The 20,090-nt window shown below is 67.0% G+C and carries 16 protein-coding genes; 4 read left to right on the top strand and 12 right to left on the bottom strand.

Translation table 11 applies throughout. The features are described from left to right. Window positions 1–985, top strand: a 985-nt coding sequence (locus RWX45_RS09925) for an IS30 family transposase (RefSeq protein ID WP_316023565.1), incomplete at its 5' end; no start/stop codon positions are given. A 382-nt stretch (window positions 986–1,367) separates the two neighbouring features. Here the strand turns inward: RWX45_RS09925 and RWX45_RS09920 are convergent. The 11 genes from RWX45_RS09920 to iolC all read right to left on the bottom strand — a co-directional run bounded on the left by RWX45_RS09920 (window position 1,368) and on the right by iolC (window position 14,932). Beyond that, the gene (locus RWX45_RS09920; RefSeq protein WP_316023564.1) at window positions 1,368–2,231 is read right to left on the bottom strand and encodes a sugar phosphate isomerase/epimerase family protein; all 864 of its coding nucleotides are present in this window, start codon (window positions 2,229–2,231) and stop codon (window positions 1,368–1,370) included. Window positions 2,232–2,300: 69 nt separating this feature from the next. Next, window positions 2,301–3,302 carry a Gfo/Idh/MocA family oxidoreductase gene (locus tag RWX45_RS09915; RefSeq protein ID WP_316023563.1) on the bottom strand — a complete coding sequence of 334 codons (1,002 nt, stop codon included), beginning with the start codon at window positions 3,300–3,302 and terminating at the stop codon, window positions 2,301–2,303. A 316-nt stretch (window positions 3,303–3,618) separates the two neighbouring features. Further along, window positions 3,619–5,235, bottom strand: a complete 1,617-nt coding sequence (locus RWX45_RS09910; RefSeq protein ID WP_316023562.1) for an MFS transporter — start codon at window positions 5,233–5,235, stop codon at window positions 3,619–3,621. A gap of 146 nt (window positions 5,236–5,381) precedes the next feature. After that, window positions 5,382–6,254: a sugar phosphate isomerase/epimerase gene (locus RWX45_RS09905; RefSeq protein WP_316023561.1), complete on the bottom strand. Its 873-nt coding sequence runs from the start codon at window positions 6,252–6,254 to the stop codon at window positions 5,382–5,384. 64 nt (window positions 6,255–6,318) lie between these two features. Continuing rightward, a complete protein-coding gene (locus RWX45_RS09900) occupies window positions 6,319–7,326 on the bottom strand; it encodes a Gfo/Idh/MocA family oxidoreductase (RefSeq protein ID WP_316023560.1) in 1,008 nt (335 codons plus the stop codon). Window positions 7,327–7,392: 66 nt separating this feature from the next. After that, window positions 7,393–8,334 carry a sugar phosphate isomerase/epimerase gene (locus RWX45_RS09895; RefSeq protein ID WP_316023559.1) on the bottom strand — a complete coding sequence of 314 codons (942 nt, stop codon included), beginning with the start codon at window positions 8,332–8,334 and terminating at the stop codon, window positions 7,393–7,395. Between the two features lie 231 nt (window positions 8,335–8,565). Beyond that, a complete protein-coding gene (locus RWX45_RS09890) occupies window positions 8,566–10,092 on the bottom strand; it encodes a CoA-acylating methylmalonate-semialdehyde dehydrogenase (RefSeq protein WP_316023558.1) in 1,527 nt (508 codons plus the stop codon). A 75-nt stretch (window positions 10,093–10,167) separates the two neighbouring features. Beyond that, a complete protein-coding gene (iolD, locus tag RWX45_RS09885) occupies window positions 10,168–12,075 on the bottom strand; it encodes a 3D-(3,5/4)-trihydroxycyclohexane-1,2-dione acylhydrolase (decyclizing) (protein WP_316023557.1) in 1,908 nt (635 codons plus the stop codon). 73 nt (window positions 12,076–12,148) lie between these two features. Then, window positions 12,149–13,045, bottom strand: a complete 897-nt coding sequence (iolB, locus tag RWX45_RS09880) for a 5-deoxy-glucuronate isomerase (RefSeq protein ID WP_316023556.1) — start codon at window positions 13,043–13,045, stop codon at window positions 12,149–12,151. Then, on the bottom strand, window positions 13,042–13,929 hold the full coding sequence (locus RWX45_RS09875) for a deoxyribose-phosphate aldolase (protein ID WP_316023555.1): 888 nt from the start codon (window positions 13,927–13,929) through the stop codon (window positions 13,042–13,044). Before RWX45_RS09875 ends, iolB begins: the two co-directional genes overlap by 4 nt. 13 nt (window positions 13,930–13,942) lie before the next feature. Beyond that, window positions 13,943–14,932: a 5-dehydro-2-deoxygluconokinase gene (gene iolC / locus RWX45_RS09870; RefSeq protein WP_316023554.1), complete on the bottom strand. Its 990-nt coding sequence runs from the start codon at window positions 14,930–14,932 to the stop codon at window positions 13,943–13,945. A 280-nt stretch (window positions 14,933–15,212) separates the two neighbouring features. On the opposite strand from iolC, the gene RWX45_RS09865 reads away from it, so the two are divergent. The 3 genes from RWX45_RS09865 (at window position 15,213) to iolG (ending at window position 18,413) form a co-directional block, all read left to right on the top strand. Then, complete coding sequence (locus RWX45_RS09865) at window positions 15,213–15,959, top strand: GntR family transcriptional regulator (RefSeq protein ID WP_316023553.1); 747 nt, start codon at window positions 15,213–15,215, stop codon at window positions 15,957–15,959. Between the two features lie 234 nt (window positions 15,960–16,193). Then, window positions 16,194–17,270 carry a transaldolase family protein gene (locus tag RWX45_RS09860; protein WP_316023552.1) on the top strand — a complete coding sequence of 359 codons (1,077 nt, stop codon included), beginning with the start codon at window positions 16,194–16,196 and terminating at the stop codon, window positions 17,268–17,270. Window positions 17,271–17,423: 153 nt separating this feature from the next. Next, window positions 17,424–18,413, top strand: a complete 990-nt coding sequence (gene iolG, locus RWX45_RS09855; RefSeq protein WP_316023551.1) for an inositol 2-dehydrogenase — start codon at window positions 17,424–17,426, stop codon at window positions 18,411–18,413. A 399-nt stretch (window positions 18,414–18,812) separates the two neighbouring features. On the opposite strand, the gene RWX45_RS09850 is transcribed toward iolG, so the two are convergent. Further along, the gene (locus RWX45_RS09850) at window positions 18,813–19,979 is read right to left on the bottom strand and encodes a LacI family DNA-binding transcriptional regulator (protein ID WP_316023550.1); all 1,167 of its coding nucleotides are present in this window, start codon (window positions 19,977–19,979) and stop codon (window positions 18,813–18,815) included. Window positions 19,980–20,090 lie beyond the last annotated feature (111 nt).

Genomic DNA, 20,090 nt, shown 5'->3' with positions numbered 1-20,090 from the left:
GGCCATGATCGCCACCGGCCTGGCCCAGGGGGACTCGGCCGCCCAGATCGCCCGGAGGATCGGCCGGTGCCGGCAGACCGTGTCCCGGGAGATCCGCCGCGGTGCGGGCCCGGACGGCGCCTACCGGCCCGGCAGCGCCCAGATGATCGCCCAGCAGCGGCTGGCGCGTCCCAAGACCAGGAAGCTGGATGCCAACCCGGCCCTGCGCGAGCGGGTGATCACCCTTTTGGAGGACCGGGTCAGCCCCCGGCAGATCGCCGCCCGCCTACGGTTCGAGAACCCCGATGATAGGAGCATGCGCATATGCCATGAGCAGATCTACCAGGCCCTGTACGTCCAGGGCGCCGGCAGCCTGCGCGCCCAACTGAAAGTGGAAAAGGCCCTACGCAGCGGGCGCACCGCCCGCATCCCGCGTTCCCCGCTGGCCGGGCTGCCCGCCCCGAACGGCAAGAGCTGGATCAAGGGCGCCACCATCAGCCTGCGCCCACCCCAGGCCGACGACAGGGCCATCCCCGGCCACTGGGAGGGAGACCTGATCATCGGCGGTGACAAACGCAGCGCCCTGATCACCCTGGTCGAGCGCCGCAGCCGGTTCGTGCTCATTGGCCGCCTGGGCGACAACCACCGCACCCAGACCGTCACCGACGCCCTCCAAGAAATGATCGCCTCCCTGCCCCAGGCGATCTACACCACCATCACCTGGGACCAGGGCTCAGAGATGGCCGACCACGCCGCCTTCACCACCGCCACCGACATCAAGATCTTCTTCGCCGACCCCCACAGTCCCTGGCAGCGGCCCACCAACGACAACACCAACGGCCTGATCCGCGAGTACTACCCCAAAGGCACCAACTTCTCCACCATCACCGACACCGACGTCCAAGCCGTCCAAGACCAACTAAACCGCCGCCCCCGAGAAGTCTTGCAAGGACAAACACCAACCGAGATACTAAACACCATCATCAACGGTGCAACCACCCCCTGACACCACCACCTACGTGACGAAGCGTCGATGGGAACTGCCGAACCGTCGGCTCAGGTGCCGAACCGTGACCCCACAGCAGGAACCACCAGCGCTGCGCGCCGGGCCTGCCCGCCACGCCCGCACCCCGCAAGCGTCCCCACCGCCACGTCAACCGGTTTCGGCACGTCATTAGTGCCGGTCTCGGTGCGTTATAAGTGCCGGTTTCGGCACGTCATTAGTGCCGGTTTCGGCGACACTACACCACTGCACTGGCCGACGGTCCCGGCCCGCACCGGCCGGTGCCGCCCAAGCCGACCCACACCCCTGGAATCATTGTGACCCCGACGCCCCCGCCGGGTCGGTTCCGGCGGGGGCGTCGTCAAGGTCGACGGGGCAGGCTGGCTCACGCGGTGAGGATCCGCATTTCGTTGAGCAGGGTCTGCGCCACCAGGTGGAAGTCCAGCTCCGCGGAGCGGTCGTGGAAAATCTCCGAGCAGTACCAGCCGTCATAACCGGTGGCCTTGACGGCGTCGACCCACTCCTGCAGCGGGATGGAACCACCGCCGGTCCACACGTTCCGGGAGACGCTCTGGTCGGGCACCTCGCCGGCAGGCACGGGCACGCCGTCGCAAACGTGAACGGCGCTGATGAGGTCCTTGTTCAGCTTGGCGACATCCTCCGGGGTCGAGCCGGTGACCCAGAAGTGCCAGAAGTCCAGAGCGAGCTTGGCATTGGGGCGCTTGATGATGTCCAGGATCTCCAGGGCCTGGTCGACGTGGCATACCGGCGCCCAGCCCAGCGGCTCCAAGAACAGGTCCAGCCCGTGGTCCGCGGCGATATCCGCCGCCAGCGCGACGTTCTTGGCGGTTTCCTCAATGACCTCCTTGTCGGGACGTCCGAGCAGCCCCCGGAAGCGGGGATCGTCGTCGGCGAGGCGGCCGGCCTTGAAGTCCTGGACCACGGCGACGTCCACCGGGCCGGTGCACATCTGCATAGCGGGAGCCCCGACCACCTCCCCGACATGAGCCAGCTTCTCCGCCTCGGCGCGGAAGGCCTCGGGTTCGGCCTCCTGGAGGGCGCCGATACCGGAGACCTCAATGCCGTCCAGGTGCGGCAGGAGGGACTCGGGGGTGTAGCCGGCGTCGAGGTAGCGCCACAGCTTCGGGCTTTGCAGCTCGATACCCTCGAAGCCGACGTCCTTAGCGACGGTGATGTCGTTGAGGGCGGTGCCGTGGAAGGTGGACGTGACGTTCATGGACAGTTTCATGTGCGATCTCCTTCGATCATGGGGTGGATGGAGGTGCGGCGGCGCCGCGGGCGGTGGGGTATGACGGCGTTACAGGCCCTCTGGAATGGCGACCGGCCGGTGGGTGTGCAGGGACTCGGTGGCCGCCTCGGCGATGATCTGGGCGCGCAGGCCGTCCTCGAGCGGGGCGGGCACGCGCGAATCGTGTTCGAGGGCGTCAACGAAGGCGTCGAGGCTCTTGCGATAGGTGCCGCGGATACGCTCGAACCAGCCGACGTCCAGGCCGTTGGTGCGCAGCTCACCGGGTCCGTAGTGGTTGACGAAGCCGGTGCGGTGGCGGGCGGCCTCGACCATGCGCACCGAGCCGTTGACCTCGATGCGTTCGTCGTATCCGTAGCCGATGCGGCGCTGGGAGTCGATCTGGACGATCGCGCCGTTGGCTAGGCGCAGGACCGCCACCGAGGTATCGACGTCGCCGACCTCGGCCACGGCCGGATCCACCATGGCGGCACCGGCGACGTAGACCTCGACGGGTTCCAGGCCGGTGATCCAGCGCAGCAGGTCGAAGAAGTGGACGGTCTGGTCCCGCATCTGCCCGCCGGAGACCTTGAGGTAGTCGATGGGCGGCAGCGAGGGGCCCCGGGTGGTCATGGAGACAAGTTCGACCTGTCCCACCTCACCGGCCTGGACGGCGTCGTGGACGGCGGCATAGGCGGCGTCATAACGGCGGTTGAAGTCCATCATGACGGGAATGCCGGCGGCGCGGACGGCAGCGGCGGCGTCGCGAGCAACCTCCAGGGAGAGGTCGATGGGCTTCTCACAGAAGACGGCCTTCCCGGCCGCCGCGGCCCGTTTGAGCAGGTCGGCATGGGTGTTGGTGGAGGAGGCGATGAGGACCGCGTCGATATCCGGATCGGCAAAGACCTCGTCGGCCTCGGCGGCAGGCTCGGCACCGTGCAGCGCGGCGAGCTCGCCGGCCCGTGCGGGGTCGACGTCGAATATCCGGGCGAAGCGGATATGGGGCTGGGCGGCAAGGTTCTCGGCGTGAACGCGGCCGATGAATCCGGCCCCCAGGAGGGCGAAGGTCTGCATAGGGAGTCCTTTCTGCCTGCCTCGGACTGCGGCGGCCGAGGTGGGATTCAGTTGACAGCAGGTTGGCCGCTGGCGGGCGACGCTGTCCACCAGCAGAATCCACGCGGTTCACGCGCGTGAATCCTTGTTAGGACGATCTTCCTCCTCTCGCCGCGTCGAGTCAAGGCCCTGCCGCGTCCGAATCGAAACCAGCAGGACGCCCCGTGGCCCGATGGCCACGGGGCGTCCAGGAGCCTCTACGGAAGACGACGGCGACTCCGATGCGCGGGGCGGTCATTCACGGACAGGTACCTGCCCACTCGGCCGCCCGCGCGACTCAGCTGTACTCCTTCTCGAAGCGCTCCTCGAGCTCCTCCAGGGAGTGGTACTTCGTCTCGGGGACGAACTTGATGTAGAACAGCAGCGAGAACACGTTGATGATGCAGAACACCAGGTAGGTGCCCGCGCCACCGAGCTTGGCCATCATGATCGGGAAGACAATCGACACGAGCGCGTTGGCGATCCACAGCGCACCGACCGCGAGTCCCATGGCGGTGCCGCGGATCTTGCTGGGGAAGATCTCGGCCACGAGCACCCAGGTCACCGTTCCGGACTGCTTGGCGAAGACGAACAGGCAGACGATGACCAGCACGAGGATCGGGGCGAAGGCCGGGGCGCCGATGATGTCGCCGTCGGCGTTCTGGTAGGGCTGGATGAGGAAGAAGAACACCGCGGCCAGCAGCCCCAGGGAGATGACGATGCTGGTCTCCTGGTAGATACCCACGTGGCGACGGGCGAACTTCGTGACCAGCCACAAGCCCACGGCAGACCCGAGGAAGGAGATACCACCGGAGATGACGTTGAGCGAGATCGCGTCGGTCATCGGGAAGCCGGCGGCGGCGAGCACCTTGGGCGTGTAGTACATGGCGGTGTTGATACCCGTGAGCTGATCCGCCAGGCCCAGGATGATGCCGATGATGAGCAGGTGCCGCGTCCACTTGGTGCTCCAGATCTGGGACAGGCCCCACTTCTCCTGGCTGGCCTCCTTGCGCTGCACTTCGAGCATCTCGTCGATCTCGTCGGCAATGGGGCCATCCTTAGCCTCGTTGCGGACGCGCTTGAGGGAGCCGATGGCCTCGGGGATGCGCAGGTTGGCCACGTACCAGCGGGACGACTCCGGCATGAGGCGGATGCCGATCCACAGGGCGACGGCGGGGATGGAAGCCAGCACCAGCATGTAGCGCCAGGTGGTGCCGTTACCGGAGGAGACGACGACGTTGGCGAGGTTCTGCACGCTCTCCCAGCTGACGGTTTCACCGGCACGGGCGACGGTCTCGCCGGCGGAGTTGACGGCGTCGTTGGCGACCGTCACCTCCGGACCGCCGTGAACCTGCGCGAGGATCGCGTTCATCGAGTAGGCGAGGAACTGCCCAAAGACGATCATGAGCTGGTCCACGGCCACCAGGGTGCCACGGATGCGCTTGGGCGCGGTTTCACCGAGGAACACCGGGACCGTAGCCGAGGCGCCGCCGACGGCGAAGCCGAGAATGATCCGGAACAGGTACAGGATCCAGATGTTCGGTGAGAACGTGCAGCCGAGCGCACCGACGAGGAAGATGATCGCCAGCATGGTGATGTTGTGGCGACGACCATACTTATCGGAGAGCCTGCCACCAAGGGAGGCACCGAGCGCCGCTCCGATGCACAGCAGCCCGCCGATCCAGCCCTCTTCCGACGTCGTCAGCGCCAACCCGTCGGCGGTACGGGGCAGGTACATGTACGGCAGTGCACCCGCGATAACGCCGGTGTCGTAACCGAAGAGCAGCGAACCCAGGGTCGCCACCAGGGCAATGGCGCCGAGCGAGCGCTTCTTACCCGACGGCGGGGTCGTATCGACCAGCTCCTGGATCTTGTCGCGGCTGTAGTCGTTCGCCGCGAGGGGGGTTGTGGACATAGTGATCTCCTTGTAGGACCTGCCACCATCGGCAGGTGGGGGAAGCGCCGCGAAAAAGCCTGGGGGTGTCTCCCGCCGACGTGTCAGGGCAACGGAAGTGGAAGGGGCCGGTCGCCCCGCGGCGCACGGGGCGACCGGCCTAGGGATCAGGCGCCGAGCTCCTGGGTCAGGCGCTCGAGCGCGGCTTGGTTGTACTCATCGGCCCGCTCGTGCCAGCCGAAGATGCACACGGACACCACGCCGTCGAAGCCGACCTCGCGCAGCGTCGAGAAGACCTCGTCCCAGGGGACCTCGCCGTTGCCGATGGCGTTGTGCTGGTGGACGGTCACGTCCGCACCCGGCGGGTTGACGATGTACCGGTTGCCGTCGTTGATCCGGTGGTTGAAGCCGTCGGAGACGTGCACCTCCCTCAGCTTGCCGGCGTCCGCGGCCGTGCGGATCATCCGGGCGGCGTCGCCTGCGCCGTCGGACAGGTGGAAGGTGTGCGGGCAGCAGTACTCGTAGCCGACCCAGTCCTTGTCGATGCTGCGCACCAGCTCAAGGGCCCGGTCGTGCAGCTCGACGAAGTCGTAGGGGTGAGCCTCCATGTTGAGGCGAATGCCGTACTTCTCGAAATGCGGAATGAGCTCCTCCATGGACTTGTACCACTGCTGCTCGGAGCGGCTGGCCTGGTTGCGGTCGCCGGAGAACTCCGAGACGATGTCGCGCACGTCCAGGGCGTCGGCCAGCTCCAGCAGGCGCCGCCAGTTGCGCACCTGCGCCTGCCGCTCCATCTCGTCCGGTGAGGACCAGTTGAAGACGGGGTTGAGGGTGCGGACCTTGACGCCCGAGTCCTTCTCCGCCTGCTTAAGCTCGGCGATGAAGGCCCGGTCGGCCTTGGGATAGTGGTGCCAGAGGTGGAACTCGTTGTTCGGTGAGAGCTCCACGTACTTGAACCCGAGCTGCGCGGCCTTGTGCAGGGTGTCCGCAGTGGACATGCTCAAGTAGTACATGTTCGGGTCGAGGGCAATATCGACCATGGGGTCTCTCCTTTCCTGATCTAGTCGCTTGCGAATTCTGTGAGAGTCGGCCGTGGCCCGCAGCTCAGGCGTAGAAAGCGGGCTTGTCGATCATCGTCACCTTGACCTCGACACCGCCGTTGTCCAGGGACTCGAGGCCGGCGTCGACAACACTGGTGGCGGCGTAGCCGTCCCAGGACGTCGACCCGGTGTGCTCGTCGCGGGCGACGGCGTTGATCCAGGACTGGAACTCCGCGTTGAAAGCGGCCTGGAAGCGGTCGATGTGCGACTGGCACATGGCGTTGCGGTTGCCGTTGGCGTCGCGGATGTGGATCTTCTCCTGGTCGCCCAGACGCACCGCGCCGGTCTCCATGACGAGTTCGCACTCAATGGAGTAGGCCCACTGCAAGTTGACGTTGATCTCGTCGTCGATGAGCACGCCCGACTGGGTCTTGGCCTGGAGGACGAGCGGATCGGTGAGGTGCTCGAAACGGTGGCTGGTGGAGCGAGGAGTGTCCACGCGCACCGAAACGATCTCCTCGCCCAGGAGGAAGCGACAGATGTCGATCTCGTGGATAGCGGTGTCGTCAATCATGTTCCGGGTCGTGTAGTTCTCCGGAACGGAGGGGTTGCGGTGGCGGCAGTGGATGAGCATGGCGTAGCCGTGCTCGCCTGCGTCGAGGACGGACTTCATCTCGTTGTAGCCGGCGTCGAAGCGGCGCATGAAGCCAACGGTGACGAGCTTCTTGCCGGCCTTCTGCTCGGCCTCCATGATCTTGATGCAGTCCTCGGCGGTGGTAGCCAGCGGCTTCTCGCACAGGACGTACTTGCCGGCCTCGATGCACTTGATGACATCGGGGGCGTGGACCTTGCCGAAGGTGGCGATGACGACGGCGTCGACGTCGGGGTCGTTGATGAGCTCGTCGGAGCTGTCATAGGCCTTGGCCCCGTAGGGCTCGGCTGCGGAGACTGCGGCGTCGTGGTTGATGTCCGCCACGGCGACGATCTTGCCGCCGGACAGCTCGTTGGTGATGCGGGCGAGGTGGGCGCGGCCCATGCCGCCGGCGCCGATGAGACCAATGCGAACGGTCATGATTCTCTCTTCCTTGAGGGTGTTGTGGTGGTGGGTACAGATACGGATGCAGCGCGGGCGCGCTGCTCAGGCCAGACCCAGGCCGCAGGAGGCCAGGTACTTGCGCATGTTGATGGCGTTCTGCTTCGGGAAGGACGGCTCGCAGGGGTAGCAGTCCTGCTCGCAGATGCAGTAGATCGGCTTGTCCAGCTCGGCCAGCGCGTCAACGAAGGCGTGCATCTCGGGCAGGCCGGCGGGCGGACAGACCGAGGCGCCCTTGGTCACGGCCTCACCGAAGGGCCAGTCCTTCTCGTGGGCCTCCTTAGTGATCGCCTCGTCGAAGGCCTTGATGTGGACGTAGGTGATGCGCTCGGGGTACTTCTTGCACAGCTCGACCGGGTCGCCGCCGCCGTAGACGACGTGGCCGGAGTCGAGGCACAGGTTGACGTACGTGGGGTCGGTCGCGTCGAAGATGCGGGCGATCTCCTCCGGGGTTTCGATGTGGGAGTCGCCGTGCGGGTGGAGCACCATCTTCAGCCCGTACTCGTCGAGCAGCATCTGGCCCAGAGCGTTGGCGTGCTCAACGTAGAGCTTCCAGGCGTCGTCGGACAGGACACGGTCGTCGGTCCACTCCCAGGTCTTGTCGTCGCGGTAGAGCGGGGGCAGGTGCACGATGTACTCGGCGCCGACAGCGGCGTGGGTCTCGGCGATGGCGCGGAAGGTCTTGAGCGTGGTCTCCCAGGCCTCCGCCTTGTGCAGGATGCCCCAGCCGGTGCCGGCGACGACGCGCATGCCGTACTCGTCGCACCACTTCTGGAGCTCCTTGGGGTCGGTGGGGAAGTAGCCATAGGGACCGGTCTCGATCACCTCGAAGCCGGCCTCGGCCATCTCCTGCCAAGCCTGGCGGGGGGCCATCTGCTTGGGGTCATCGGGGAACCACACACCCCACTGGTCGGGGCACACGCCGATGGTGAGTTTGGAGTACTTCGGGTCGTTGGTGTTGACAGCCTTTGAGGCAGTTGACGTCATTGTCGCTCCTGAGAGTCGAGATTATTCTCCGAGCCGACGGCGGCGGCCAGCTCGGACGCCCGAATCGTTTCGGACGCTCCCCAGTGTAACGGTCACAGTCCCGATGCGCCAGAGTTTTGTGCTGACAAATTTTCGGCGCTGCGGGTGTCGCACGACTGCGAACCGCACAAATAGGGCGGCGCCCCCGCAGCTGGGGATACTGCGGGGGCGCCGTGGGACCGCGCCGGTCCTTTACTCCTCCCGCTGGAAGGACATGGTGGCGGCGTAGGTCTTCTCCGAAGGCCAGCGCGAGGTGACCGCCTTGGCCCGGGTGTAGAACTTGACGCCTTCCGGTCCGTGAATGTGGGTGTCGCCGAGCAGCGACTCCTTCCATCCACCGAAGGAGTAGTAAGCCACCGGGGTTGGAATCGGCACGTTGACGCCGACCATGCCCGCCTCGACGTCCAGCTGGAAACGACGCGCGACGCCGCCGTCGTTAGTGAAGATGGCCGCACCGTTGCCGTAGGGCGAGGCGTTGACAATCCTGATGGCCTCGTCGTAAGTGTCGGCGTGCACGATCGAGAGCACCGGCCCGAAGACCTCCTGCTGGTACAGCTCGGAGTCGAGCGGCACATTGTCCACGATGGTCGGGCCGAGGAAGTGGCCGTTCTCGTGGCCGGGGATGACCAGGCCGCGGCCATCCAGCACGACGTCGCCGCCCTTGGACTCGCCCTCATTGATCAGGCCAATGATGTTCTCCTTGGACTTGGCGTCGATAACGGGGCCCATCTCGACGCCCTCGTCCATGCCGTAGCCGACCTTGATCTTCTCGGCGTTCGCCTTGACGCGCTGAGCGAGGTCCGGACCGATCCCGCCCACGGCGACGACGACCGGCAGCGCCATGCAGCGCTCCCCGGCAGCACCGAAGGCAGCGGCCGAGATGTGCTGGGCAGCGAAGTCGAGGTCAGCGTCGGGCATGACGATGGCGTGGTTGTTCGCACCGCCGAGCGCCTGCACCCGCTTGCCGTGGGTGACGCCGGTGTCCTGAACAATATGCGCGACCGGGGTGGAGCCCACGAAGGAGATGGCGTTGATCCCCGGGTGCTCCAGCACCTTGGTCACCATCTTGCGGTTGCCGGCGACGACGTTGAACACGCCGTCGGGCAGGCCCGCCTCCTTGTACAGCTCGGCCGTCAACATGGCTGCCGACGGGGTCATCGACGCGGGCTTGAGAATGAAGGCGTTGCCGGTGGCGATGGCGACCGGGTGCATCCACATGGGCACCATGGCCGGGAAGTTGAACGGGCAGATGCCCGCCACGACGCCGACCGGCTGGCGCAGGGTGTGGATGTCGACACCGGTGGAGATGTCGAAGGAATACTCACCCTTAAGAGCGAGGTTGATCGCCGTAGCGAAGTCGAGGGTCTCCCGGCCACGTTGAATCTCACCAATGGCGTCAGAGTAGTTCTTGCCGTGCTCCGCCACGATGAGCCGGGCCATCTCGTCCTGGTGCTCCAGGACCAGATCGCGCATGCGGAACATGACCGCCGTGCGCTTGGCAAGCGAGTATTTAGCCCATTCCTTCTGCGCCCGGGTGGCTACCTCGACGGCGTAGTCGAGATCGGCGTCCGAGGCCTGCAGCAGCTCGGCCTCGATCTCACCAGTGCCGGGGTTCTCCACCGGGAAGCGGCCGATGGGGGTGCCCTCGTAGTGTTTGCCGTCGATCCAATGCGTAATGGTCCGCTTGGCGCCCGTTGTTTCTGGCGTGGTTTGTGTCATCACTGACTCCTTCTCGGGATTTCTCCCCGTAGCGTGTTGTACATCAACACGCGATACAACTTTTACATTCCCACTCTACAGGTAGTGGCGCTGCGGCTTGCGGTCCTCGATGTACTGCTCGTAGGCCTTCTGCGTCGACTCCAGGTTGGAGACACCGGAGACCGCGACATCCCACCAGGACGACGCTGGCGGGTTGGGGCCGTACAGGTCGGTCTCGATGTGGATCATGGCGGCCTCGTCCCCGGCGTGAGCCTGGGCGTAAGCCTCCTTGAACTCCTCGATGGTGGACACGCGGTAGACCTTCAGTCCCCAGGACTCTGCGTTCGCGGCGATGTCGACGCCGGCGATCTTGTTCTCATCCTGCAGGTGTCCGCCCTGACCGCGCTGACGGTACTTGGTGCCGAAGCGCTGGGAACCGCGGGACTCCGACAGGGCGCCGATGGAGGCGAAGCCGTAGTTCTGCAGCAGCACGTAGATGACCTTGATGCCCTCCTGGGCCACCGTGGCCAACTCCATGGGCAGCATCTGGTAGGTACCGTCGCCGACGATGGAGACGACCTCGCTCTCCGGGCGGGCGAGCTTGACGCCCATACCGGCAGGCACCTCATAACCCATGCAGGAGAAGGCGTACTCGACGTGGTACTGGACCGGAGTCCGGGCCTGCCAGAGGGCCTGCAGGTCACCGGGCATGGAGCCGGCGGCGTTGATCATGATGTCCTCGTCGCCCATGAGCTCGTTGAGCGCACCGAAGACCTCGGTCTGCGCCGGCAGCGGGCCGTGCCCCAGGTGGTAGCACTTGTCCGTGGCGGCGAACCAGGCCTCGCGCTCGCGGGTGATCTCCTCGGTGTAGGCGGCGTCCACGTGGTAGTCGGCCAGCGCCTCGGTGAGCGCAACGAGCGCCTCGCGGGCGTCGGCCACAACCATCTCGGCGCTCTCCTTGGCAGCGTCGAAGGGGGTGACGTTGACGTTGACGAACTTGACGTCGGGGTTCTTGAACTGGGTCTTGGAGGCGGTGGTGAAGTCGGAGTAGCGGGTGCCGACGCCGATGATGAGATCGGCCTTGTCCGCCAGGTGGTTGCCGGAGTCGCCACCGGTGGAGCCAACCCCGCCGACGGAGCAGGGGTGGTCGAAGTTGATGGCACCCTTGCCGGCCTGGGTGTCGGCGACGGGAATACCGGTGGCGGTGGCGAAGGCGCGCAGCTGCTCGGAGGCCTCGGAGTAGATTGCCCCACCGCCGGCGATGACCAGCGGCCGCTTGGCGGCGCGGATGAGCGCGACGGCGCGTTCCAGGGCGGCCGGCTCGGGCAGCGGGCGGCGCACGTGCCACACGCGCTTGCGGAAGAACTCAACCGGCCAGTCGTGGGCCTCGGCCTGGACGTCCTGCGGCATGGCGATGGTGACGGCACCGGTCTCGGCCGGGTCGGTGAGCACCCGCATGGCGTTGAGCAGCGAGGGGATGAGCTGCTCGGGACGGTTGATGCGGTCGAAGAATCGGGAAACGGGACGGAAGGCGTCGTTGACGGTGATGTCCAGCGTGGTGGGGTCCTCGAGCTGCTGCAGCACCGGGTCGGGCACGCGGGTGGCGAACTGGTCCGAGGGGAACAGCAGCACGGGCAGGCGGTTGGTGGTGGCCAGTGCGGCACCGGTGACCATGTTGAGCGAGCCCGGCCCAATGGAGGCGGTGCACATGTAGGTCTGCAGCCGGTTCTTGGTCTTGGCGAAGGCGGCGGCCGCGTGCACCTGCCCCTGCTCGTTGCGGGGCATGATGTAGGGCATGGGCTCTTCGCCCTCGAGCGGAGCGACCTCGTTCTGGAGGAGCGCCTGGCCGATGCCGGCGACGTTGCCGTGGCCGAAGATGCCGAAGGCGCCGGCGATGAGGCGCTGCTCGACGCCGTCGCGCTCGGAGTACTGGTTGGACAGGAACCGGATGGTGGCCTGGGCGACGGTGAGGCGAATGGTGCCCGCGTAGGCTTCGTTGCTCATGTGTGTGATTCTTTCCTGTTGGTTCGGGTGGGCGGCTGGCCCGGGTCGGTGGATGGGGTCGTGGTTGAGCGACTCAGTGAGTCATGGGCAGGCGGGGGTCGACTTCCTGGTCCTCCCAGGTGCCGCGGATCCAGTGGTGAGCCGGATCGTCGGGGGCAAGCCAGACGAGGTCCTCGGCCGGTCCGGCCATGACGTTGAGGTAGTACATGTCGTATCCGGGGGCGGCTACGCAGGGGCCGTGGTAACCGTAGGGCACCAGAGCGACGTCACCCTGGCGCACCTCGGTGCACAGGTCGATGGGACGCTCCGGGCTGGAGGCATAGGTGCGGTGCAGCCCGAATCCGGGGGTGCCGTCCGGGGCGGTGCGGATCTCGAAGTAGTAGATCTCCTCCAACTCGCGCTCGTCCTCGGAGGCGACGTCGTGCTTGTGCGCAGGGTAGGAGGACCAGTTGCCGCCGGGGGTGAGCACCTCGCAGCACAGCAGGTGCGAGGTCTCAACCCCGTTGTTGAGGGCGTAGTTGTTGACCTGCCGGGAGCAGTCCCCCGCACCGCGCAGGTCGGTGCGCACCTGGTCACGGCCGTAGTAGGCGACCGGCAGGTCGCGGGTGGCCACGGCCGCGGGCAGGGCGAAGCGCCCGGGGGCGGCGCCGTGCGAGGTGAGCGTGAAGGTCTTACCGCGCGGCACATACAGGTAGTCGGTGACTTCCTCGAAGACTCCGCTGCGGCCGGCGAGTTGGTAGGACTGCCCGTCGACCAGGACCGTGGCCGATCCTTCCAAGGGCAGCACGATGAGCTCGCTCTCGCCGGTCTCCAGCGTGGTGGAGCGTTCGGGGGCCAGCACGCACACGCGCAGGCCCGAGTAGGTCCAGCCGGCGCGGGCGGGCGTGACATCGACGGTCAGTGTGTCGTGTCCGCTGGAACCCGCGGGCACGTAGATGTCGGAGACGTCGGGGTGGGTGGAGGCATTCATGAGAGCAGTCCTACGGTGTTGTCGACGGCGGCGGCGACGTCGTCGTCAGGGGGGAAGAGAAGGGACCGGCCGATGACCAGGCCCTTGACGGTAGGCAGGGCGAGCGCCCTGGCCCAGGACTCCCGGGCCGCGTCGGCATCCGAGGAGACGGCCCCACCCAGGATCAGGGCGGGGAGTGTGGAGGCCTCCATGACGCGCTCCATGTCATCCACCGCGGGCAGCTTGAGCCACGTGTAGGCGGAGGTGCGTCCAAGGCCGGAGGCAATGGCCATAGAAGTCATGACGGCGTCGGGGCTGAGGTCGTTGACCACCCGACCGGACTCCCAGCGGGAGATGAAGGGCTCGACCATGGCCATGACACCGCGCTCCGCCAGGGCGTCGATGGCGGCGGCGCAGGCCGCAATGGTGCTGGCGGTGGCGGGGTCGGAGTAGTTGACGCGCAGCAGCATCTTGCCGCCGTCCAGACCCGCATTGACGACGCCGGCGGCGTCGTAGCCGGTGAAGCGGTCGTCCATCTCAAAGGACGCGCCGGCCAGGCCGCCGCGGTTCATGGAACCGTAGACGAGCTTGCCATCCAGGGCGCCCAGCAGTGCCAGGTCCTCGATGAGGTCGGCGGTGCCGAGGAAGCCATTGACGCCGGGCCGGGACAGGGCGGTGACGCAGCGGGCCAGCACCTCCTCGCGCGAGGCCATGGCCATGGGATCCGCGCCGGCGGCGAGCGCTCCACGGGCGGGGTGGTCGCAAGCGATGATCATGAGCTTGCCGTCGCCGTCGGGCAGGGTGCCGCGGGGACGATCGGCCAATACCTGGGCGATGCGCTCGGGGGTGCGGGTCCGAATCTCAACGATGCGGTCGGTCAAGGGGGTGGAAGATGTGTGAGACATGATGGCGCCTTCCTCACAGGTCCTGCAGCGTAGGAACGAGGTCACGGTGGGTGCGCATAAGCGCCAGCAGCTCCGGCTCGGCGGGCATAGCGGTGGAGCACTCCAGCCGGGAGGAGACGATCGCTCCTGCGGTGGAGGCGGCGAAGATGGTCTTCTCCAGCGACCAGCCGGACAGCAGGCCGTGGCAGACGGCGCCGCCAAAGGCGTCGCCGGCGCCCAGGCCGTTCTTCGTGGTCACCGGAGTCACCGGGATCTCCACACGCTCATCGCGGGTCTTGGCCAGGGTCCCCTCCAGCCCCTGCTTGACGATGGCCAGTTCGACGCCGGCTTCCAGGAGGGCGTCAGCGGCCTTGTCGGGGTTGGTCTCGCCGACGGCGACCCGGCACTCTTCCCGGTTGCCAATGGCGACGGTGACCTTGGGCAGGACGGCGGCCACCTCGCGGTGTGCCGTGGCCTCGTCCTCCCAGAACATGGCACGGTAGTCGAGGTCGATGATGGTGTGTTCCTTGCGCTCGCGCAGGTCCAGGGCGGCGTGGTGCGCACTGCGTGAGGGCTCCTTGCTCAGGCCCGTGGCGGAAATCCAGAAGATCGCGGCGTCGCGAACGGCGTCGCCGGGGATGTCCGTCTCGGTCAATTCCAGGTCGGGGGCGGAGGGCTCGCGGTAGAAGTACAGGGGGAAGTTGTCCGGCGGGAAGATCTCACAGAAGGTGACCGGGGTGTTGAAGTCGGACTTGGTGACGACGTAGTCGTCGTACACACCGAGCCGACGCATCTCCGAGCACACGAAGCGGCCGAAGGGGTCGTCGCCGACTCCGGTGATGACGGCCGAGCGGTGCCGGTAGCGGGCGGCGGCCACAGCGACGTTAGTGGGGCTGCCGCCCAGGAACTTGCCGAAACTCTCCACTTCCTCCAGGCCGACGCCGACCTGAAGCGGGTAGATGTCGATTCCGCAGCGTCCGATGGTGAGAACATCGAGTGGTGGCGTGCTCGACGGAGCAGTCATGGTGGTCTCCCTTTCCACGTCTTTGGGGCGGGGCGCGCAGGCTGGCGCCCGTGGGGCCCGATGCGAGAAGCGTGCCTCACAAGTCGCGTGCCCGTCAAGGGGTTTGTCCGAACAAATTCGCAGGCGTGTCGGAGAGGCCCGCCCCACGACACGCTCCCCCAACCGCCACAAGCGACCCGCTTGTCCGCGAACAAGTGCCGAAGTTGAGCCGAATTAGTCCTTCCATATCCGTATTGACGCCGTACTATAGGTTCACCGACAACCCTTTCAGAGAGCTTTCATGCCGGATACGCCCTTCCAGCCCGAGATCACCATCGACCGTTCCAGCGATCGTCCGCTTTACGCCCAGATAGCGGACTCGCTAGCGGCGCTCATTCTCGACGGACCACTGCCTCCAGGAACCCGCATTGAGGATGAGGTCTCCATGGCCAAGCGCCTGGAAGTGTCCCGCCCCACCGCCCGGCAGGCCCTCCAGAGTCTGGCCGATCGCGGCCTCATCTCCCGCCGTCGGGGCGCCGGCACTATCGTCGCCTCCCCGCATGTGCGCCGCCCGATGGAGCTTTCGAGCCTGTTGTCCGACCTGACCGCCGCAGGCCATCAGGTCGAGACCAAGCTCGTGGAATACGAGACCCGTCCGGCCAGCGAGGAAGAGGCCGCACAGCTGGAGGTTGATCCCGGCACCGAGATCACCCGCCTGCGCCGACTGCGCAGCGCCGACGGCGAGCCGATCGCACTCATGGACAACCTCATCCCGGCCTCGATCGCACCTTCCCGCGAAGAGTTGGAGCAGTCGGGCCTATACGACCTCCTGCGCACGCGCGGAATCATCCCGGCCACCGCCAAGCAGGTCATCGGTGCGCGCAACGCCACCGCCAAGGAGGCGGAGGCCCTGGGCGAAAAGCGCCGTGCCGCACTGCTCACCGCCAAGCGCACCACCTACGACGCCACCGGACGCGTCATCGAGTACGGCGACCACATCTACCGCGCCTCGCGCTACTCCTTCGAAACCTCCCTGTTCACCGGCTGAGCGCACACGGCCCGCCACCCGGTTCGCCGTCGTCGCCGCATGACCGGCGCCCAGGGGTACCGCAACGACGTCGCCGCCCCTTCAAGCCGCCCACATCCGGCAGCGAACCGAGCCGACGAACAAATTTGTCCATACAAACCCTTGACACTGCCGACGTGACCGGCTTGAATTGGGGTGCACCGGGCCACACTGCCGATGACGCCGATGGCCCACCCATCACCCAGGAGCACGCCGATGAGCATTGAATACACCCCCGGGCCCCTTCTCGAGGCCTCTCGCACCACCCCGACCGTTCTGTGGAATGACTCGGCCGACCCCGACGAGCTGCGCCAGTCGATCTCCTTCGGCGGCGTAGGCGCCACGTGCAACCCGACCATCGCCTACACCTGCATCAACCAGAAGAAGGAGCGCTGGCTGCCCCGTATCGCGGAGCTCGCCGAGGAGATGCCCGAGGCCAGCGAGTCCGAGATCGGATGGCAGGTGGTGCGCGAGCTGAGCATCGACGCCGCCAAGCTGCTGGAGCCGATCTTCGAGGAGCACAAGGGCCGCAACGGCCGTCTGTCAATGCAGACCGACCCGCGCCTGGCCCGCAACGCCAAGGCCCTGGCCGACCAGGCCGAGGAGTTCTCGAAGCTCGCCAAGAACATCATCGTCAAGATCCCTGCCACCGCGACCGGCGTCAAGGCCATCGAGGACGCCACCTACCGCGGCGTCTCGGTCAACGTGACGGTTTCCTTCTCCGTCCCGCAGGCCGTCGCCACCGGTGAGGCCATCGAGCGCGGCCTCAAGCGCCGCGAGGCCGAGGGCAAGGACGTCTCCACCATGGGTCCGGTCGTCACCCTCATGGGCGGACGCCTGGACGACTGGCTCAAGATCGTCGCCAAGCGGGACAACCTGTTCATCGATCCGGGCCACCTGGAGTGGGCCGGCGTGGCCGCCCTCAAGCGCGCCTACCAGGAGTTCCAGTCTCGCGGCCTGCGCGCCCGCGTGCTATCCGCCGCCTTCCGCAACGTCATGCACTGGTCCGAGCTGGTCGGTGGCGACCTGGTGGTTTCCCCGCCGTTCAAGTGGCAGCAGCTCATCAACAACTCCGGCTACAAGGTCGAACCCCGCATCGACGTCCCCGTGGCCCCGGAGATCATGGAGACCCTGCTGTCCATCCCTGAGTTCGTCCGCGCCTACGAGCCTGACGGCATGACCCCGGAGGAGTTCGACTCCTACGGCGCCACCCGCCGCACGCTGCGCGGGTTCCTCCAGGCCGACGCCGACCTGGACGCCCTGGTGCGCGACGTCATCATGCCCCAGCCGTAATCCACCTGCAGTCCCGGGTGGTTCCGTTCACCGCGGAGCCACCCGGGACGTTTTACTTCTCCCCACCACTCGTCACAAGGGCGTAGTGCGACCGTTGCTAACGCGCGCTAGCATTGTGGCTGTATCCGCACCTACGACCAAGGAAGCTCTCAGATGCTCAATATCGCCATCATCGGCGCCGGCCGCATCGGCCACGTCCACGCCAGCACCGTCGCCGCTCATCCGCAGGCTCGACTCGCACTCGTGTGCGATCCGTTCGGCGACGCCGCCGAGAAGCTGGCTGCCCAGTACGGGGCCCGCTCATGCAAGGACGCCGACGACGTCTTCGCCGATCCCGAGGTGGACGCCGTCGTCGTCGGCTCACCGACGCCGCTGCACATCCCCCACCTGCTGGCAGCCGCCAAGGCCGGCAAGGCGGTCCTGTGCGAGAAACCGATCGCGCTGGACATGGCCGACGTCGAGGCCGCCCGGGCCGAGCTGGATGCCATCACCACCCCGGTCATGTTCGGCTTCAACCGTCGCTTCGACCCTTCTTTCGCCGCAGTGCACGCCGCCGTCGACGCGGGCAAGATCGGCGCGCTGGAGCAGCTGACTATCATCTCCCGTGACCCGGCTGCGCCGCCGGCGGAGTACATCAAGGTCTCCGGCGGCATCTTCCGGGACATGACCATCCACGACTTCGACACCGCCCGCTTCTTCCTGGGTGACATCGTCGAGGTGCACGCCGTCGGCCAGCACCTGGACCCCGCCATTGCGGAGACCGGCGACTTCGACGCCGCCGTCATCACCCTCAAGGCGGCCAGCGGCGCCGTGGCGACGATTATCAACAACCGTCATTGCGCCTCGGGCTACGACCAGCGCCTGGAGGCCTCCGGCCGAGACGGCGCTCTGTTCGCCGAGAACGTTCGCGCCCACACCGTGCGCCTGTCCAACGCCGAGGTCACCGACGCCCAGGAGCCCTACCTGGACTTCTTCCTCGAGCGTTACGCCGACGCCTACCGCCTGGAGCTGTCCGCCTTCATTGATGCGGTCGAGGCGGGAACCACTCCCCCGACCGGCATCGCCGACGCCGTCGCCGCGCTGCGACTGGCCGAGGCCGCCACCGAGTCCGCGCGCACGGGCGCCCCGGTCAAGGTGGCCTGAGCCCGTCCGCGGGTCGGGTGTCTGCCAACCCCGGGGCTCGGGGCGCGTTCCACCCCGCGCCCCGGGTTTGTAGATGAGAGACCCGGCCGGCGCCCTACGGCAACTCCTTCGCATGGGCTCGTCCGCAGTCGGCACGGGCCCGGCCCGTGTGCGACGGTTCGTACCTTTCGACGACGGTTCGGCACTTGGCACCAACGTTTCGGCATTTGCCGTGACGGTTCGGCAGCCGGGGTGCCGAACCGTCGGCCTACGTACCGAAGCGTCCACCCGAAGGTACGAACCGTCAGCCCGTGTGCCGAACCGTCAGCACCTCAGCGGCGCCCACCGACTCGGACGGCCACGCGGCCCCGAGCCGACGACGCTTGGAGGCGGATCGCATGCCCTCTCCGCGCCCCACCGTCACTTGTGCCGGTTTCGGCATGTTATTAGTGCCGGTTTCGGCATGTTATTAGTGCCGGTTTCGGTGAGGGAGGGCGGGTTGAGGCACGGCGCTGTTGATTCGCGTGGCGCCGTTGACTCGCGCACTACCAGCTCGGGGGTGACCAGATACGCCCAGCCGCCCTGCGGGCGGGGCTCCCGGATGACGCCCTTGGGAAGCGGCGGCAGTTCCTCCGCCGCATGGTCAGCGGGCTCCGGATGCACCTGGGCAAGGAGTGTGCGCACCGCAACCTCGGCGATAAGCGCCGCGTCTTGATGCACCGTGGTCAGGCTGAAGGCGGTGGACGCGGTAACGGGGATACCGTCGTAGCCGCATACGGCGACCTGCTGCGGCACGGCGATGCCCCGCCGCCGCAGCTCCATCAGCGCCCCCACCGCGGCGTGGTCGTTGAAGCACATGAGCGCCTCGGGCAGAGACTCCTCCTGAGCCAGTAGAGCAGCGGCGCCGGCACCGGCATCCTCGTCGGCGCCTCCCGGCACCACTCGCATGACATCGGCCAGCCCATGCGCCTCCATGGCCGCGCGGTATGCCGCAGTCCGCGCCGCAGCAGCGGACTCCGCACCGCCGTCGGCGTAGACGATCCGGTGCCTGCCGGTGGCGACGAGGTGGTCGACCAATGCGGTGATGCCGACATCATCACGCGAGCGCACCTCATCGATCCCCTCCATCGCGGTGGCGCGACACACGGCCACGGTCCTGACCTCGTCCTTGACCGAGGCGAGCGTTTCCTCGGGAATCGCGGTGTCCACGAGGACCAGCCCCTCGCAGCGATCCGCGAGCAGCGTGTGCAGTCCCGCCGCCCCGTCGCGGTGAGGGGTGACGGCAGAGAGGGTGAGAGAGTGGTCAAGGTCTGCGCAGGCGCGATACAGACCGTCAATGATGAGTCCTTGGAAGGCCTGGCCGACGGCGAAGCTGGCGCCAATAAGTCCGGAGTGGGTGCGCCGCAGCAAACGTGCCCGCCAGTCGGCCTTGTATCCCAGTTCCCGGGCTGTCCGGAGGATCTCCTCACGCGTTTCGCTGGCCACGCCCGGAGCGCCATTGAGCGCGGCAGACACCGTGGATACCGACCGCCCGCAGCGGGCGGCGACCATGGCGATGGTGACGCGTGAGGTGCGGCCTCGGGACATGGCGGTTCCTCTCTTACTTCGTTCGCGTTCGGACCAGCGGCCGTCGTCAGGCCGGCGCCGACGACGCGGATGGGCATTCTATGAGCCTCACAGAAGATGTCGGTACATATT

Origin of the sequence: Actinomyces sp. MRS3W (genome assembly GCF_032465695.1) — a bacterium.
GTDB lineage: Bacteria > Actinomycetota > Actinomycetes > Actinomycetales > Actinomycetaceae > Actinomyces.
Note: the sequence above shows the minus strand (reverse complement) of the source record. Positions and strands in the feature narration are given on the sequence as shown.

Excerpts from the sequence above, each read along its gene's own strand:
- RWX45_RS09920 (WP_316023564.1), bottom strand. The coding sequence starts at position 2,231 with ATGAAACTGTCCATGAACGTCACGTCCACCTTCCACGGCACCGCCCTC.
- RWX45_RS09915 (WP_316023563.1), bottom strand. The coding sequence starts at position 3,302 with ATGCAGACCTTCGCCCTCCTGGGGGCCGGATTCATCGGCCGCGTTCAC.
- RWX45_RS09910 (WP_316023562.1), bottom strand. The coding sequence starts at position 5,235 with ATGTCCACAACCCCCCTCGCGGCGAACGACTACAGCCGCGACAAGATC.
- RWX45_RS09905 (WP_316023561.1), bottom strand. The coding sequence starts at position 6,254 with ATGGTCGATATTGCCCTCGACCCGAACATGTACTACTTGAGCATGTCC.
- RWX45_RS09900 (WP_316023560.1), bottom strand. The coding sequence starts at position 7,326 with ATGACCGTTCGCATTGGTCTCATCGGCGCCGGCGGCATGGGCCGCGCC.
- RWX45_RS09895 (WP_316023559.1), bottom strand. The coding sequence starts at position 8,334 with ATGACGTCAACTGCCTCAAAGGCTGTCAACACCAACGACCCGAAGTAC.
- RWX45_RS09890 (WP_316023558.1), bottom strand. The coding sequence starts at position 10,092 with ATGACACAAACCACGCCAGAAACAACGGGCGCCAAGCGGACCATTACG.
- iolD (WP_316023557.1), bottom strand. The coding sequence starts at position 12,075 with ATGAGCAACGAAGCCTACGCGGGCACCATTCGCCTCACCGTCGCCCAG.
- iolB (WP_316023556.1), bottom strand. The coding sequence starts at position 13,045 with ATGAATGCCTCCACCCACCCCGACGTCTCCGACATCTACGTGCCCGCG.
- RWX45_RS09875 (WP_316023555.1), bottom strand. The coding sequence starts at position 13,929 with ATGTCTCACACATCTTCCACCCCCTTGACCGACCGCATCGTTGAGATT.
- iolC (WP_316023554.1), bottom strand. The coding sequence starts at position 14,932 with ATGACTGCTCCGTCGAGCACGCCACCACTCGATGTTCTCACCATCGGA.
- RWX45_RS09865 (WP_316023553.1), top strand. The coding sequence starts at position 15,213 with ATGCCGGATACGCCCTTCCAGCCCGAGATCACCATCGACCGTTCCAGC.
- RWX45_RS09860 (WP_316023552.1), top strand. The coding sequence starts at position 16,194 with ATGAGCATTGAATACACCCCCGGGCCCCTTCTCGAGGCCTCTCGCACC.
- iolG (WP_316023551.1), top strand. The coding sequence starts at position 17,424 with ATGCTCAATATCGCCATCATCGGCGCCGGCCGCATCGGCCACGTCCAC.
- RWX45_RS09850 (WP_316023550.1), bottom strand. The coding sequence starts at position 19,979 with ATGTCCCGAGGCCGCACCTCACGCGTCACCATCGCCATGGTCGCCGCC.